Below are 16,025 nucleotides of genomic sequence, written 5' to 3'. Positions count from 1 at the left end.
CGACCCGGCCACCCGGCACGGGCGGCCCTCGGCCCTACGCGAGCTGCCTGCGCACCAGCTCGTGCAGCCGCCCCGCGGTGTCCGCCAGCAGCTCGGCGGGCCGGCCCTGCTGGATGACCTTGCCGTCCTCCATGACGACGACCCGGTCCGCGTCCAGCACCGTCGACAGGCGGTGGGCGATGACGATGCGCGTGGCGTTGAGCTTGCGGGTGCTCTCGATGACGATCCGCTGGGTGTCGTTGTCGAGGGCGCTGGTCGCCTCGTCGAAGAACAGGATGCGCGGGCGCCGGATCAGCGCCTGGGCGATCATCAGACGCTGGCGCTGCCCGCCGGAGATCGCGCCGTTGCCCGCGACGATCGTGTGCAGGCCCATGGGCATGCGCTTGATGTCCTCCGCGAGCCCCGCCATCTCGGCGGCCGCCATCGCCTCCTCCGGCGTGTACGGCTCGGTGCCGCAGATGACGTCCAGGATGGAGCCGGTGAACGGCTGGGCGTGCTGCAGCACGACCCCGCACTGGCGGCGCACCGCCGACTGGTCGAGGGCCGCCAGGTCCTGGCCGTCGTACAGGACGCTGCCCGAGACCGGCTTGTCGAAGCCGATGAGCAGCCTCAGCAGCGTGGACTTGCCGCACCCGCTCGGGCCGACGATCGCCACGAACTCGCCCGGCCGGATCGCGAAGGACACGTCGTCCAGGACGAGCGGGCCGTCGTCGGCGTACCGGAAGGACAGCCGGCGGGCCTCCACCGCTCCGGACAGCGGGCCCGGGCGGGTGCTGGCCGTGCGCACCTCGGGGGTGGCGTCCAGGACCGGCCTGATCTCCTCGAACAGCGGCAGCGCGGCCACCGCCGAGACGAACGAACCCGTGAGCTGGGTGACCGAGGTCAGCAGCATCGTCACCGACGTGTTGAACGTGAGGAACGCCGCCGCCGACATCGCGCCCTTGGCCGGCCCCGCCAGCAGCATGAACATCAGCAGGGTGCACACCGGCAGATAGACCGCGCCCAGCACTGTGGTGAGGTTCTTGATCCGGCCGACCCTCTGCTGGAGTTCCCGGCTGCGCGCGAACTCCCGCGCCCAGGCGGCGTACGCGTAGTTCTCCGCTGCCGCCACCCGCAGCTTGGGCAGGCCCCGCAGCGTCTGGAACGCCTGGTTGTTCAGCTTGTTGCCGAGCACCACCAGCCGTCGCTGCCAGCGCACCTGCCACAGTCCGAGCCCCAGGAACACGGCCGCGATGACGACGAGCATGCCGATCGCCGCCAGCGCCATCGGCACGCTGTACCACAGCAGCAGACCGAGGTTCATCGCACCGACCGTCACCGACTGCGCGACCACCGGGCCGACGCCCGCCAGCAGCCGCCGGATCGCGCTGATGCCCATGGCGGCGCTGGCCAGTTCGCCGGTGGAGCGCTGGGTGAAGAACCGGGTCGGGAGCCTGAGCAGCCGGTCCCAGACGGCCGGCTGGAGCGCCGACTCGATACGGCCCTCCAGCCGCAGGATGGTCAGGTTCTCCAGCAGCGTGAACGCGGCCGACACCACGCCGCTGACCATCACCGCCAGGCACACCTGGACGATCAGGCCCTCCTGCGCCCGCGGCACGTACTCGCCGAGCACCTTGCCCGTGGCGATCGGCACCAGCGCACCGATCGCCACCGTCACCAGCCCGGCGAGCATCAGGTTGACCAGGTCGCCGCGCGTGCCGCGCAGGCTGAACCGCAGCAGCCCGAGCGGTCCGAGCCGCCGCTCGGGCAGCGGCCGGTAGAACATCACCGCGCGCGGCTCGAACTCCTCCGCGTTCGCCTTCTCGATCGGCGTCTCACGACCGGTGCCCGGGTGCACGGCCACGTACCCGCCGCGCCGCCACAGGAGCGCGACCGGCGCCCCGGACAGGGCCCGGTGCCCGACCAGCGGGCCCACGTTCTCCCGCCACCAGCGCCCGTCCAGGCGCACGGCCCGGGTACGCACCCGGGAGGCCAGGGCCACCCGCTCCACCGGGTCGAGCCGCTCGCTCTCGGTGCCGCTCTGCGCGGGCTCGGCGAGGGTGATCCCCGCCGCCTCGGCGACGAGCTTGCAGGCCGCGTAGCCGGCGTCGGCGTCGGCGGCCGTCGTACGGCGCGCCGAGCGCTTGCCGATGGAGGCGAGCAGGGTCTGGTCGGCCTGGGCGCGCACCTCCTCACCGGCCTTGATCCCGGCGGCCGTTCGCGTCTCGTGGGTGCGCTCCAGCTGTTCGATCCAGCGGTCCAGCGCGGTCAGCAGCCGGTACTGCTGGTCGACCATGCTCTGCCACAGGGCCGGGTCCATCAGCAGGTCTGCGGAGGCCTCCGCGCCGTACAGCGAGCCGTACTGCGCGCTGCCCGGCGGCACCTGCATCCAGAACACGTCGTCGTCCGCGGGTGCGACGGCCCGTTCCTCGGCCATCGGCGCCTGGAAGAGGACCGACAGGCCGCGGCCGACGCCCAGCGCGAGGGCGTACTCCAGCGGGCTCGACGTGGGCGGAACGTACTGCGGGTTGCCGTACTCGTCGTACGACCAGGTCTGGGTGTGGGCGGGCTGGTACAGCTCGCGCAGGTTGATGCGGTGCACCACGCAGTCCCGCACCGGGCGCGCCACCAGGGTGTGCTGGGGGCCCGCGACCGGGCCGAGCAGCAGCGCGCCCGCCTCCAGCCGGCCGAGATGGTGCCAGTGGCCCTGCTGCGCGGCGTCCACCGCGAACAGGTCGATGGCGCCGGCCGCGACCAGCCACAGCACCTGCGGACCCTCCAGGTCCACGCGGTTGAAACCGGCGCAGTCGACGCGCGTGCCCAGCGAGCCGAGCGCGCCGAGGACGAGGTCGCCTTCGTACCCCTCCTGAACAGTCGTCATCTCACCGCTCCCTGACCAGCGCGGCGTACGCGCCGCCGCGCGCCACCAGCTCCTCGTGCCGCCCGCGCTCCACGACCGTGCCGTGCTGCAGCACCACGATCTCGTCGCTGTCCCGGACCGTGCTCAGCCGGTGGGCGATCACCACACAGGCGCAGCCGCGCCGGCGCAGGTTGTCCATCACGGCCAGCTCGGTCTCCGCGTCCAGCGCGCTGGTCACCTCGTCCAGCACGAGGATGCTGGGCCGCCGTACCAGCGCGCGCGCGATCTCCAGGCGCTGGCGCTGCCCGCCGGAGAAGTTCCGCCCGTCCTGCTCCACCTTGCTGTGGATGCCGCCGGGGCGGCGCATCACGACCTCGTACAGGGCCGCGTCCTTCAGCGCCTCCACCACGGCCTCGTCCGGGATCGACGGGTCCCACAGGGCCACGTTGTCGCGGATCGAGCCCTCGAAGAGGAAGACGTCCTGGTCGACGAAGGAGACGGAGGCGGAGAGCGCGCCGCGCGGAATGTCCTCCAGGCGGCGGCCGTCGATGCGGATCACACCGTCCCAGGGCGTGTACAGGCCGGAAATCAGCCGGGACACCGTCGACTTGCCGCTGCCCGAGCCGCCCACCAGCGCCACCTGCTGTCCGGGGCCCACGATCAGGTCGAAGCCGGTCAGCAGCGGCTTGTCCAGCGGGCTGTACCCGAACGTCACGTTCTCCAGCTCGACATGCCCGTGCAGCCGGCGCGTGGAGTCGCCCCCGCCGGGACGGGCGTAGAGCGGGTCGGCCTGGAAGTTCTCCACGTCCTTCAGCCGGGCCACGTCCGCCGCGAAGTCCTGAATACGGCCCGCCACGCCGTTGAGCCGGGTCAGGGGCGCGGTGAAGCGGGTGACCAGCGCCTGGAAGGCGACCAGCAGGCCGACCGAGATGTGCCCCTCGACCGCGCGCAGGCCGCCGATCCACAGGATCAGCGCGCTGTTGAGCGTGGCGAGCGTCGGCGCGACCACACCCAGCCAGGCACTCGGCACACCGAGCCGCTGCTGCTCCTCCAGCGTGGTGGCGTGCTGCCCCGCCCACTTGCGGAAGTAGCCGTCCTCGCCGCCGGTCGCCTTCATCGTCTCGATCAGCTGAAGACCGGTGTACGAGGTGTTGGTGAGCCGAGCGGTGTCCGCGCGCAGCTTCGCCGTACGGGTCGCGCGCAGCCGTACGACCATGCGCATCGCCACCACGTTGAGCAGGGCCACGCCGATGCCGACGAACGTCAGCTGGGGGTCGTAGGTGTACAGCAGCACGGCGTAGAGCACGACGACGATGGCGTCCACGCCCGCCGCCGCGAGGTCGCGGGCCAGGGTCTCGGCGACCTGGTCGTTGGACTGCAGCCGCTGCACCAGGTCGGCCGGGGAGCGCTGGGAGAAGAATGTGACGGGCAGCCGCAGCAGATGGCGCAGGAAGCGGGCGCTGGAGAGCGTGGAGGAGATGATCCGGCCGTGCAGCAGGTTGGCCTGCTGGAGCCAGGTCAGCACCAGCGTGAGCAGCACACAAGTGGCCATCGAGGCGAACAGCACACCCAGCAGCGAGGTCTGCCCGCCGATGAGGAACATGTCGATATAGGTACGGCTGAGCGCGGGCACCGCCGCGCCCACCGCCACCAGCAGCAGGCTGGCCAGCACCGCCGCGGGCAGGGTCCCCGCGGTGCCGCGCAGCCGGGCCGGCATCGCGCCGAGCACGCCCGGCCTGCGTCCGCCCTTGGTGAAGCCCTCACCCGGCTCCATCACCAGCACGACACCCGTGAAGCTGCCGTCGAACTCCTCCATGGGCACGAACCGGCGGCCCTTGGCGGGATCGTTGATGTACACCCCGCGCCGTCCGAAGCGGCGGCCCATACCGTCGTAGACGACGTAGTGGTTGAACTCCCAGAACAGGACGGCCGGCGCCGCGACCTCGGCGAGGGCGGCCAGATCCATCTGCATGCCCTTGGCGGTCAGGCCGTAGCTGCGGGCCGCCTTCAGCAGGTTGCTGGCACGCGAGCCGTCACGGGAGACACCGCAGGCGATGCGCAGTTCCTCCAGCGGGACGTGCCGGCCGTAGTGGCCCAGCACCATCGCCAGGGAGGCGGCACCGCACTCGACGGCCTCCATCTGGAGCACGGTGGGCGTACGGACCGTGCCGCCGCGGGGCTTGGGGACCGGACGCCTCGCGGGGGCGGCCCGTCTGCGGCTGCGGGTTTCCTGGGTGGTGGTCACGGGAGCAGCCAATCGAGGGGGCGCTGGTCGGTCAGCCGGATCGCACCGGTGGCGAGGGTCATGGAGTCCAGCCGGTACGGCGGACCCTCGGCGCTCGACCACCGGTAGCCGCTCTTCGTGGCCGACGACTTGTCCAGGACGACCAGGACGGCCACCGGGCGTCCCTTCCGCGTGAACTGCTCGCCGAGCTGGCTGTCGCCGAGGAACGTGGAGATCGACTGGGCGGACTGGGCGGTGCGGTCCACCGACTTCACATGTCCGCGCAGTACGCCGTACCGCTGGGTCGGCACCGAGGACACGGTGAGGTCCACGGCGGCGTGCGCCGGGATGGCGGCCGCGTTCTCGGCGGGGACGTACACCGTCGCGTACAGGGGGTCGGAGGCGTGGGCGACCTTCTCGACGGCCGCCACGTCGGTGCCGGTCTGGATGATCTGGCCGATGGTGGCGGCGAGCGCCGTGATGCGGCCCGCGGCGACCGTGCGGACCACGGAATCGCCCTGGCCGGTACGGACCTTGAGCACGGGAGCGTCGGCAGGCAGCCGCTCGCCCTGCCGGGCGAGTACGGCCGTCACCTGGCCGGCCACGGGGCTCTGCAGCACATAGCTGCCCTGCCCGTGGGTGAGGACGGCCTGCGCGCTCACCGTGGAGGCGACCGAACCGGTCACCGCCCACACGGAGGCCGCCGCCATCACGACGACGGTGACGCCGAGCGCGAGCCAGCCCTGGGGACGGGCCAGCCGCACCGGAAGATCCAGCTCCTCCGGGGACTGGAGCTTGGCGAGGGCCTGTTGGCGGAACTGCACGGAACTTCCCTCACCCGAGGAGAGACATCGTCACGACATGCTTCGGAACACCCGAGAGTCCCGGAGCCGGGGGGCGGCTCCGGGACTTCGGTGACACCGAGGTGCGATCAGAGACCGGCAACCAGGCCGGAAACCGGGGCAACGCTCAGGCCGGTGACACCCTCGACGGTGCCGACGGCGGTGTCCACCAGGCCGGAAAGCGGGGCAACGCCGTTCAGGGCGCCGGTCACGGTGTTGAGGGCGTTCACGGAAAGACCGCCGGAGACGTTGTCCAGCTCGGCGTCCGAGATCTCGACGGTCTCAACCTGGGGGGTGGAGTTCATGGTGGAACTTCCCTTCGTATGGATATTTCACAAGGGGGGAAGCGGCCCCCTCTGGGGACAGACGGACGGCCGCGCCCACGGGCACCGGGCCCCCGTTTCCGGGAACCCGGGGGAGTCCCGCGGTGCGATGGATCAAAGCACGCACGCGGGTTGCGCTTCCAATCAAGCAGGCCTCTCACCAGCGCACTTGGCTCGCCCGCAGGCCCAACCGTGCAGGTGTGCGCACGGCATGTCGGCGACTCCTTCACATGGCGCACGGCATCGGCGCAACCCGCCTCTTGCTCGCCCCGCCGCGAATCCGGCACTCCGCGCCAAAGGCGTACCGGGGGGCGTGCGGATGTGCAGAACCGGGGGCGTCAGTGACTTGGTTGAGTATTCAATGTGTAGATTCTCTGAAGCAGGGATTCCGGTACGTGATCGGAACGTACCGCTACCGATCAGTAGCTGAGCGTGTCAGCCCATGAGTGCATAGACCGTGCTCGCGCGGGCGGCGAGCGCACCCGATCCGGCATCGCCCAGCGTGATGTCCGCGAACGCCATCCGCCGGCCCAGCTTGGTCAGGACCGCTTCGATCAGGACATCCGAACCGGTCACCGCCCGCAGGAACGACGTCGACTGCTGCACGGTCGTCATCGGCACGAAGCCCCCTCGCGCGGCCGAGACCGCGATCACCGTCGCCGTGTCGGCGGCGGCCATCAGCGCCTGCCCCGACAGCCCGCCGCCCTCCCGGGCCAGCCGGTCCGACCAGGGCAGACGCAGAACGGCTCGGTCCTCGCCCAACGCCTCCACGGTCAGCCCGAGGTCGAGGACCCAGGGCGCGAAGTTGGCGGAGAGGATCTTGTCGGCTTCGGCGGTGGTCATCGTCATATGGGGGATTCTTCCCGGCCGCACGGCGCGACACGCGGTGCCTGGCCGATTCGCGGCCATGGCACGGAAGTTGGCAAGCGGAATTGAACGCACCGCGTGACCCGCCCGTACCTAGGGCCATCCAGGCGCCCCGATCAGCTGCCCCAGAGCGGCATACCCCCCGTCCCAGGAGGTCGAGAAGTTTGAGTCACAAGCGAATGCCCAAGCGCAAAGCCGCGATAGCGGTGGGCGGTGTCGCGGCGCTCGGAGCGGCGGCCCTCCTGCTGCCCAACGCCAACGCGTCCCAGGATCAGAACAAGGCCTCAGGCGCCGGCGCCGCGAAGACCCTGAAGGCCGCGGACGCCTCGGACCTCTCCGCGCAGCTGCAGAAGCTGCTCGGCGACGCGCTCGCCGGTTCCTACTACGACAGCGGCAAGCAGCAGCTGGTCGTCAACGTGGTCAGCGGTGACAACAACGTCATCCAGCAGGCGGAGAAGGCCGGCGCGGTCGTCCGCCAGGTCGAGAACAGCATCTCCGAACTCAAGTCCGCCGCGCAGGCCCTGAAGACCAAGGCGACCGTCCCGGGCACCGCCTGGGCCGTCGACCCGCGGACCAACAAGGTCGTGGTCACCGCCGACTCCAGTGTCACCGGCGCCAAGTGGAACCGGCTGCAGTCGACCGTGCAGGGCCTCGGCTCGGGCATGGCGACCCTGAAGAAGTCCTCCGGCACCTTCAAGACCTTCGTCTCGGGCGGCGACGCCATCTTCTCCCAGGTGCAGGGCGGCAATGTGCGCTGCTCCCTCGGCTTCAACGTCAAGGCCTCCGACGGCAGCCCCGCCTTCCTGACGGCCGGTCACTGCGGGGTCGCCGCCAAGGACTGGTCCGACTCCGAGACCGGCCAGCCCATCGCCACCGTGGACCAGGCCACCTTCCCCGGCGAGGGCGACTTCTCGCTCGTGAAGTACAACGACGCGAACACCCAGGCGCCCAGTGAGGTCAACACCGGCAACGGCCAGACCGTGCAGATCACCCAGGCCGCGGACGCCACCGTCGGCGAGAACGTGTTCCGGATGGGTTCCACCACCGGGCTGCACAACGGCCAGGTGACCGGCCTCGACGCGACCGTCAACTTCCAGAGCGAGACCGACCCGAACGGCGTGGACACCGTCACCGGGCTCATCCAGACCAACGTCTGCGCCGAGGCCGGCGACAGCGGCGGCTCCCTGTTCACCCAGGACGGCGGCGCCGTCGGCCTCACCTCCGGCGGCAGCGGCGACTGCACCAGCGGCGGCGAGACCTTCTTCCAGCCGGTGACCGCCGCCCTGCAGGCCACCGGGGCCACCCTGGGCGACGGCGGCAACGGCGCGGGCGACCAGGCCGGCGGAGGCGACCAGGCGGGCGGAGGCGACCAGGCGGGCGGAGGCGACCAGGCGGGCGGAGGCGACCAGGCGGGCACCGCCGATCCCTCGGCCTCCGCCGGGGACGAGGCCGGCGCCGGTGACCAGGCCGGCGGCGACCAGATCGGCGGCGCCGCCGACCCGTCCGCCACGGCGGGTGACCAGAGCGGTGCCGGTGACCAGAGCGGTACCGGCGACGCCTCGGGCACCGGGGACCAGTCCGGCGAGGGCACGGGCGACGGGTCGGACTCCCTCACCGGGACCCACTGAGCCGCTCCGCACCGGGACGGCCGTTGAGCCGTCCCGCACCGGGGACCCGACGATTCGTCCCACCCCGGGCCTGACGAGCCGTCTCGCCCCGGGAACCTGACGAACCATCCCGTCCCGGGACCTGACGAGCCGCCCCTTCACCGGGACCCGGCAAGCCGTCCCGACACTCCCTGACCGGCCCACAGCGGTTCCGGCCGGCAGGGACGGTCCGGCCCTCCGGCGGGAGGGCCGGACCGCGGCTGTCGGGGGTGGCGGCTCAGCGGTCCTCGCGCGCCCGCAGCAGCAGCACCGCCACGTCGTCCATCCGCTCCCGCGCCGCCGCGCTGTGCCGTACGAGCTCGTCGGCCAGGTTCTCCAGCGGCTGGTCGCCGACCTCGGCGAGCAGCGCGCCGAGTTCGACCAGCGAGTCCTCGATGTCCACGCCGGGAGACTCCACGAGACCGTCCGTGTAGAGGGCGAGGACCGTGCCGGGCGTCAGGCACACCTCGGTCGTCGGGTACGTGGCCGCCGCGTCGATCCCGAGCAGCGGGCCGCCGGCCAGGTCCAGCACCCGTACCCGTCCGTCCGGGCGTCTGAGCAGCGGCGGCGGATGCCCGGCACGCGCCATCACGGCCTGCCCCCGCGCCGGGTCCAGCCGCAGATACAGGCAGCTGGCGAACAGGTCGGCACCGAGGTCGATGAGCAGCCGGTTGGTGCTGCGCATCACCTCGTGGGGCGCCTGACCCACCGTCGTGTACGCCCGTACCCCGGTGCGGATCTGGCCCATCAGCGCGGCCGCCGTGACGTTGTGCCCCTGGACGTCCCCGATCACCGCCGCGGCCAGCGGAGGGGTCGGCACCAGGTCGTAGAAGTCGCCGCCGATCTCCATGCCGTGGGTGGCGGGCAGATAGCGGGCGGCCGCCTCGATGCCGGGCAGCGGCGCCAGTGAGTGCGGCAGCAGCGACTCCTGCAGCCCCTGCGCCAGCCGATGCTTGGCGTCGTACAGCAGGGCACGCTCCAGTGCCTGCGCGATCAGGCCGCCGAGGCTGGTCAGGACGGCTCGTTCGTCGGCCGGGAAGACGTGCCGGTCGGCGTAGGCCAGCACGCAGGTGCCCACCGGCCGCCCGGATGCGATCAACGGAAGATACGCCCACGCCGCGTACCCGTCCGGGGTTTCGTACCGCTCCGGGTACAGCCGCTCCAGCTGCTCCCGCGAGTCGAAGAAGGCCGGCACCCCGCTGGTCAGGACATGGGTGCCCGGGGTGCGTTCGCTCAACGGCACCCCGTCGAACCGCTCCACGACGTGCGGGTCGACATACCCGCGCTGCCCGAGCACATGCAGCCGCCCGGCCTGCGAGCCGAGGATCGCCATCGCCTGGCAGCCGACCGACGGGGCGACCTCCTCCCACACCAACTGCACGACGTCCTGCACCCCCACCGCCTCGGTCAGCGCCCCGGCCAGACTCAGCACCTGCGAGATGGTCACCAGCCGCGAGGGCCCCGGCCCCGACTGCGGCGCCGCCCGCGCCATCTCGGCCACCGCCCGGGCCCGGCTGATGCGCACGCTCAGTCCGGTCGTGCTCGGATACAGCCGGAACGACAGCCACTCGCCCGGCGGGCGCAACGCCACGAACGACGTCGTCTGCTGGCTGATCAGCGCGGCCCGGTAGCGGTCCTCGTAGATCGGGTCGTTCAGCCAGGGCACCGACGCCCACGGCAGCGTCCCCAGCAGTTCCGCGACGGGTCTACCGAGCAGGTCGGCGGCCGCCGTGTTGGCGAAGGCGATCCGGCCGTGCAGATCCAGCGACACCAGTCCGTACGGCAGCCGGGAGACCATCCGCGCCGCCTCCACCGTGCCCAGCGTGCCCGACACGCCCGACGCCGGCGCCGCCAGCAGGTCGGCCTCGGGGCCGATCGGCAGGTTCTGAGCGGTGGCCCGCTCCAGCCGCAGGGCCAGCCGTGCGCAGCCCGTCGTCAGAATGTCGCGTTCCCGGTCGGACAGTTCCGGCGGATGCGCTCCGGGCCAGGTCACGAACAGTGCGCCGTACACCCTGCTCGCCGTCGCCACCGGCAGCGCGGCCAGCGCGAACGGGTACGGCAGCACCACCGCGATACGCGGATAGCGGCGCGCCATCTGCTCCTCGCCGCCCACCCACACCAGGCGCCGCTCGCGCACCGCCTCCGACACCGGGACCGGCGCGCTCAGCCCCACCCGCTCCCACGGTGCCGCGAACGCACGGGGCATGCCCGCCATCACCGCCATCTCAAGGACCGGCTCATCGGGCTTGAGCAGATACACCGCGCCGGAGTGCGCGTCCACGTCCTCGATCATCGAGGCCAGCGCGAGCGAGAGCAGCGGCTGGCCGACCGGGGTTCTGGCGGCCGCCGGTGCCTGAGCGGGCCCTGGCCCGTCGGACAAGCCGACCACCTCCTCGTACGGCCGCGCGCCGCATCCCCGGGTCAAGGCTCCCTCGCGGCGGCGTGCGGCGCACGGCGAGCGCCTCCCGCGCGCGTCCATCGGCTGTCCGGACCTGCGGACGCGCCCCGGCGCCCCGGTCGCACCCGGCTACCCCCTCCGGCCGGGCCCATGCGCCGGCAGCCGAAGCGCGTGGCGGCGTACGGGCGCCCTCCGTGCGCCCCCACGCACCCTGATGGCCGGTTCTACGCGCCCGCGAACGGTGATCGCACCCAAGAATGGGGCACGCGGTCAACACCTGAAGACGAGAGCACGGCGATGCGGGCGAAGTACGGCCTACTGGAGGGGCGGGAAGTGATCCGGGTACTTCTGGTGCACGACGCGTGTCTGGTGCGATCGGTTCTTGCCGAATGGCTGCGGGGGGAACCCGGCCTGCACGTGGAGGACACGCCATGGCCCGCCGCGCTCGCGCGGGCACGGTCCGTGCGCCCGGACGTGTGCGCGGCGGACCTGGACTGTGCCGACGGTCATGGGGTGCCGCCGCTCGGCGAGTTATGCCCGCCCGGCACGGGCGGCCGGTCACCGGCGCTCGTGGTCCTTGCGAGTGCGAAAAGGCCGGGGCTGCTGAAGCGGGCGGCCGAGGCGGGGGCGCTCGGCTTCGTGGACAAGGCGGGCTCGCCGGACCGGCTGGTGCGGGCGATCCACTCCGTCGCAGCGAGGGAACGTTTCGTCGACGAGTCCTTGGGCTTCGGATTCCTCAAGGCGGCGCAGATGCCGTTGACGAGACGCGAGCTGAGCGTGCTGTCCCTGGCGGCGGGCGGGGCGTCCATCGCGGAGATCGCCGGGAGCCTGCACCTGTCCAACGGCACGGTCCGCAACTACATGGCGGCGATCACCCGGAAGACGGGGGCGCGCAACCGCATCGACGCGATCCGGATATCGCAGGGGGAGGGCTGGGTGTGATCACCGCACCGGTGCGGCCGGCCGCACCGTCCAGCCGCCGACCAGGTCCCGGTACAGGGCCGAGGTCCGCAGCAGCTCGTCGTGGGTGCCACAGACCGTGCGCGGCCCGTCCAGCACCAGGACCCGGCCGGCCCGGCGGGCGGAGCTGATGCGGTGCGCGACGACCACCAGGGTGCCGCCCGGGCGCGCCGCGAACGCCCGCTCGGCGCGGTCCTCCGCCTCCGGGTCCAGATGGCAGGTCGCCTCGTCGAGCAGGGCGAGCGGCGCTGGTGACAGATAGGCCCGGGTCAGGGCGATCAGCTGCCGCTCGCCCGCCGACAGCGCCGCCGGGTCGACCGTGCCCGCGGGCCCGCCCAGCGCACGCAGCAGCGGGGTCAGGCCGACGGCCTCGGCGGCGGCCAGCAGCTCCGCCTCCGGCACCGGGTCCCGGCGGAAGAGGCCCAGATTCTCGGCGAGGGTCCCGCCGTGGACGTACGCCTCCTGCGGGATCAGCACCCGGGAGGCGCCCGCTTCTGGACCCGGCACGGTGTGCCCGTACACCCGGACGGCCCCCTCCCGGGGTTTCAGCAGCCCGGCGACCAGCCCCGTGAGCGTCGACTTCCCGATCCCGCTCGGCCCTACGACGGCGAGGTGCGCGCCCGCGGGGACGGTGAGATCGAGTCCGTGGAGGACGGGCTCACCGGCCGAGCCGTACGCGAAGGTGACGGAGACGAGGGCCAGGGCGGGTGCGTCGTGCGGTACGGACTGCTCGCACGGCCCGGGCGAGTCGTCCCGCTCCGGCCGGGCGTGCCGCGGTGTCGGCGTCGTCGGCCGCGGTGGGGCGGGCCGGGCGTCCGGCCGGGTTGCTCCAGTGCCTGCCGGCGGGGTCAGGCGGCGCAGGACGACCATGAGGCGGGAGCCGCTGGTGCCGAGGCCGTGGACGAGGTTCTGGAGGGCGGGGAGGAGGGACTGGGTGACGTAGGCGAGCGCACCGACCAGCGCACCCGGAGTCACGTCGTGGCCCAGCAGCCAGGGCGCGGTGGCGAGCAGCAGGACCACGGGCAGTTCGCCGCCCACCGCCAGCGCGGCCACCCGGGCCAGGCTCCAGCGGGCCAGGGCGCGGGCGGCCCGTCGTTCCGCGTCGATCAGCTCCGACGTGCGGGCCGCGACCTGCGCCTCGGCTCCGGCGGCGGTGACATCGCGCAGCCCCGGACACACCGCACCCAGGTCCTCGGCCAGCGCTTCGTCGGCGACGAGGAAGGCCTCCTGGCGGCGGGCCAGCGGCCGCAGGGTCGCCGCGAACAGGCACATCCCGGCCAGCAGCGGAGGCACGACGACGGCCAGCAGCAGCGGGGCCAGCGAGAACAGTCCGATCAGCGCTCCGGCGGCGGTGAACAGGAAGGAACGGGAGACCAGGACCAGGCCCGCGAGGGTGTCCCGGGCGATCTCCACCTGCTGGGTGAGCCCGGACAGCGCCCGGGCGTCCGCCTCCCGCACGCCACGCCCGACCACGGCCTCCACCAGCCGGTCCCGGACCGGTTCGACCAGCGCGGCGACCACGCCGTACACGCGCCCGGTCCCGTACGCGCCCGCGACCACCGCAAGCCCGGCCGCCCCGAGCCACAGCAACCCGGCCCGCGTGTTCCCGGCAAGGAAGCCGGCATCCAGCGCCCGCGCCAGCGCATACCCGATCAGAAAGGTCTGCCCGGCCTCCTGAACGGACCACAGCCCGAGCCGGACCACCACCTGCCACCGCGCCCGCAGGACTTCTCGCGCCTGCTGTTGTACGGGCATCAGGGGGTTCCTTCCTCGGCCGGGACCCCGGCCGTCAGGCGTCCCTGCTCCCGGTCACCTGAACAGGCCACGGGCCGAGCGGGACCAGTACCTGCCACTTCACCCGCAGGAACCGTCCCGCCCGCCGTCGTACGGCCCGCGGGCTCCCTCCCGGGTGCCGGGAAGCCTGCGGACGGCGCACGCCGACGCGACCGCGGCGACCCGAGGACCCCTGCCCGCGCGCTCACGCCCGGCCCTCCTCCCCGAACACGGCCCGGTACTCCGCGTCCCGCCACAGCTCGGCATGCGTGCCGACCGCCCGGACGCGCGCCCCGTCCAGCCAGGCGACCGTGTCGGCGCGGGCTGCCGTGGCCGCGCGGTGGGCGATCAGCAGCCGGGTCCGGCCCGCGTCCGGGGCCAGCAGGGACTCGGTGATCCGGTGCTCGGTGACCGTGTCGAGGCTGGAGAGGGCGTCGTCGAGGATCAGCAGGCGGCCGCCGTGGGCGAAGGCGCGGGCGAGGCCGAGGCGCTGGGACTCGCCGCCGGAGCGGGGCGCGTCGGCGCAGCGGGTGGCGTAGCCGTCGGGCAGCCGGCGGACGAACCCGTCGGCGCGGGCCGTGCGCGCGGCCGACCGGATGCGGGCGGGGGAGGGCGCGGTGAGACCGAACGCGATCGTGTCCTCGACGGTCGTGCCGAGCAGGGCGGGGCGTTCGAAGGCGTAGGAGATCGCGCGGCGTACGTCGGCGTGGGTCAGGTCGTGCAGGGGGACGCCGTCGAGAAGGACGACACCGGTGTCCGGGTCGGTGAGCCGGCCGGCGAGTTCGGCGAGCAGGGACTTGCCGGTGCCGGAGCGCCCGACGACGGCGAGGGTCGTGCCGCCGGGGACGACCAGGTCGATGCCGTCCAGGACCGTGCGTTCGCCCCGGCGGGCCGTCACGTTCCGCAGTTCCAGCCGCCCGGAACCGGACGGCAGCCCCAGGGTGCCGTACCCGGGCGCCGGTTCGGACAGCACCTCGGCGAGCCGCCCGGTCGCCGCGCGGGCCCGGGAGAGCGCGGCCAGCTGTCCGACCAGCACGCCGACTCCCGTCGCGAGGACGGCGTACCGGGAGGCGGCCAGCATCTCGCCCACCGACAGGCGATGCCGGGCGAGCAGCAGTCCGGCCACCGCGATCACGCCCAGGTTCAGCAGCGGTGCGACGGTGACCGCCTGTGCGGCGGCCCGCCCCTGCACCCGCCACATGCGGTGGCCGGCGCGGGACAGTTCGGGCAGCGGCGCCAGGATCCGGGCCGTCTCCCGGTCCTCCGCGCCCGCGGCCCGGATCGTGCGGAAGCCGCCGACCGCCTCCGCGAGGGCGGCCGCCATCCGGCCCTGTACCCGCTGGTAGTCGGCCACGCACGCCGAGGTGTCCCGGGCGAACGCCCGCAGCAGCAGCGCCAGCACCGGCGCACCGGCGAGAAACACGGCAGCCAGCCACGGGTCGATGAGGCCGAGCGCCACCACGCCCCCGACCGGCCCGGCGAGCGCGGCGACCAGCGCGGCCAGCGCGGCCGGCGCCGTCCCGGCCTGCGCGGCACTGCCGACGAGCCGCGCCACGAGATCTCCGGCGCCGAACCGGGCGCCCGCACGCGGGCCCACGGCGAGCACATGTCCGGTGACCCGGCGGCGCAGCCATGCGGTGGACCGGGCGTCGACCGTGCCGCTGAGCACGCCCGCGCACCCGTCCAGCACGGCGAGCAGCAGCACCAGTCCCGCACAGCAGGCCACCCAGCGGGCCGCCGGAGCGCCGGCGAGCAGGAGGTCGAGGGTCCGGCCGAGCGCGGCGGGCAGCAGCAGTGCGGCGGCCGTGGTGGCCGTGCTCACGGCGCACAGGGCGGCACAGCGGGCGCCGCCGTGCCGGAGGACGGCACGCGGCAGACGAGCGGGGGAGTCGGGAGAGGGTGTCATCGGCTGCGGCCTCGCGTCGGGGCGGACGGGAAGGCTCCGGGGCCCCTCCCGAACGGGGGAGTGGGCTGCCCGGAGCCGTGGACTCACCGACCGGTCACAGACAGAGCAGAACGCTCGCCGCCGAGACGCAGGAGAGCAGGCTCACCGTGCTCGCGCCGGTGTGGGACAGCTCGTCGGACTCGAGGGTCTGCAGGTCGAGAAGTGCCATGGTCGTGTCCTTTCATCGGGGACGGGGTTGTGTCACGAC

11 protein-coding genes are annotated in these 16,025 nt (G+C 73.2%); 2 read left to right on the top strand and 9 right to left on the bottom strand.

The window, feature by feature from the left end:
• Positions 1 to 34: 34 nt before the first annotated feature.
• The 5 genes from ACIRU3_RS20255 to ACIRU3_RS20235 form a co-directional block, all read right to left on the bottom strand.
• Positions 35 to 2,860 carry an NHLP bacteriocin export ABC transporter permease/ATPase subunit gene (locus ACIRU3_RS20255; protein WP_404058005.1) on the bottom strand — a complete coding sequence of 942 codons (2,826 nt, stop codon included), beginning with the start codon at positions 2,858 to 2,860 and terminating at the stop codon, positions 35 to 37.
• Position 2,861: 1 nt separating this feature from the next.
• Complete coding sequence (locus ACIRU3_RS20250) at positions 2,862 to 5,084, bottom strand: NHLP family bacteriocin export ABC transporter peptidase/permease/ATPase subunit (protein ID WP_404058003.1); 2,223 nt, start codon at positions 5,082 to 5,084, stop codon at positions 2,862 to 2,864.
• A complete protein-coding gene (locus tag ACIRU3_RS20245; RefSeq protein ID WP_404058001.1) occupies positions 5,081 to 5,887 on the bottom strand; it encodes an HlyD family efflux transporter periplasmic adaptor subunit in 807 nt (268 codons plus the stop codon). Before ACIRU3_RS20245 ends, ACIRU3_RS20250 begins: the two co-directional genes overlap by 4 nt.
• A gap of 107 nt (positions 5,888 to 5,994) precedes the next feature.
• Positions 5,995 to 6,210, bottom strand: coding sequence for a type A2 lantipeptide (locus ACIRU3_RS20240; RefSeq protein WP_404057999.1), 216 nt, complete (start codon positions 6,208 to 6,210; stop codon positions 5,995 to 5,997).
• Between the two features lie 453 nt (positions 6,211 to 6,663).
• Positions 6,664 to 7,077 carry a PaaI family thioesterase gene (locus ACIRU3_RS20235; protein WP_404057997.1) on the bottom strand — a complete coding sequence of 138 codons (414 nt, stop codon included), beginning with the start codon at positions 7,075 to 7,077 and terminating at the stop codon, positions 6,664 to 6,666.
• 197 nt (positions 7,078 to 7,274) lie between these two features.
• Here ACIRU3_RS20235 and ACIRU3_RS20230 point away from each other — a divergent pair, with 197 nt between their 5' ends.
• Positions 7,275 to 8,723 (top strand): S1 family peptidase, encoded by a 1,449-nt coding sequence (locus ACIRU3_RS20230; RefSeq protein WP_404057995.1) that lies wholly within the window; start codon positions 7,275 to 7,277, stop codon positions 8,721 to 8,723.
• 256 nt (positions 8,724 to 8,979) lie between these two features.
• Here ACIRU3_RS20230 and ACIRU3_RS20225 read toward each other — a convergent pair whose 3' ends face one another.
• Positions 8,980 to 11,121, bottom strand: a complete 2,142-nt coding sequence (locus ACIRU3_RS20225) for a SpoIIE family protein phosphatase (protein ID WP_404057993.1) — start codon at positions 11,119 to 11,121, stop codon at positions 8,980 to 8,982.
• Between the two features lie 351 nt (positions 11,122 to 11,472).
• On the opposite strand from ACIRU3_RS20225, the gene ACIRU3_RS20220 reads away from it, so the two are divergent.
• Positions 11,473 to 12,081: a LuxR C-terminal-related transcriptional regulator gene (locus tag ACIRU3_RS20220; RefSeq protein ID WP_404057991.1), complete on the top strand. Its 609-nt coding sequence runs from the start codon at positions 11,473 to 11,475 to the stop codon at positions 12,079 to 12,081.
• Here ACIRU3_RS20220 and ACIRU3_RS20215 read toward each other — a convergent pair whose 3' ends face one another.
• The 3 genes from ACIRU3_RS20215 to ACIRU3_RS20205 form a co-directional block, all read right to left on the bottom strand.
• Positions 12,082 to 13,854, bottom strand: a complete 1,773-nt coding sequence (locus ACIRU3_RS20215) for an ATP-binding cassette domain-containing protein (protein ID WP_404057989.1) — start codon at positions 13,852 to 13,854, stop codon at positions 12,082 to 12,084.
• A 223-nt stretch (positions 13,855 to 14,077) separates the two neighbouring features.
• Positions 14,078 to 15,778, bottom strand: a complete 1,701-nt coding sequence (locus ACIRU3_RS20210; protein WP_404057987.1) for an ABC transporter ATP-binding protein — start codon at positions 15,776 to 15,778, stop codon at positions 14,078 to 14,080.
• 94 nt (positions 15,779 to 15,872) lie between these two features.
• Positions 15,873 to 15,986 carry a SapB/AmfS family lanthipeptide gene (locus ACIRU3_RS20205; protein WP_359072654.1) on the bottom strand — a complete coding sequence of 38 codons (114 nt, stop codon included), beginning with the start codon at positions 15,984 to 15,986 and terminating at the stop codon, positions 15,873 to 15,875.
• Positions 15,987 to 16,025: the final 39 nt, after the last annotated feature.

Source organism: Streptomyces sp. NPDC101151, from assembly GCF_044768335.1.
Taxonomy (GTDB): domain Bacteria; phylum Actinomycetota; class Actinomycetes; order Streptomycetales; family Streptomycetaceae; genus Streptomyces.
This window is presented reverse-complemented; position numbering and strand designations above follow the sequence as displayed.

Coding starts and splice junctions, on each gene's coding strand:
- ACIRU3_RS20230 (WP_404057995.1), top strand. CDS start 7,275: ATGCCCAAGCGCAAAGCCGCGATAGCGGTGGGCGGTGTCGCGGCGCTC.
- ACIRU3_RS20240 (WP_404057999.1), bottom strand. CDS start 6,210: ATGAACTCCACCCCCCAGGTTGAGACCGTCGAGATCTCGGACGCCGAG.
- ACIRU3_RS20235 (WP_404057997.1), bottom strand. CDS start 7,077: ATGACGATGACCACCGCCGAAGCCGACAAGATCCTCTCCGCCAACTTC.
- ACIRU3_RS20255 (WP_404058005.1), bottom strand. CDS start 2,860: ATGACGACTGTTCAGGAGGGGTACGAAGGCGACCTCGTCCTCGGCGCG.
- ACIRU3_RS20215 (WP_404057989.1), bottom strand. CDS start 13,854: ATGCCCGTACAACAGCAGGCGCGAGAAGTCCTGCGGGCGCGGTGGCAG.
- ACIRU3_RS20205 (WP_359072654.1), bottom strand. CDS start 15,986: ATGGCACTTCTCGACCTGCAGACCCTCGAGTCCGACGAGCTGTCCCAC.
- ACIRU3_RS20210 (WP_404057987.1), bottom strand. CDS start 15,778: ATGACACCCTCTCCCGACTCCCCCGCTCGTCTGCCGCGTGCCGTCCTC.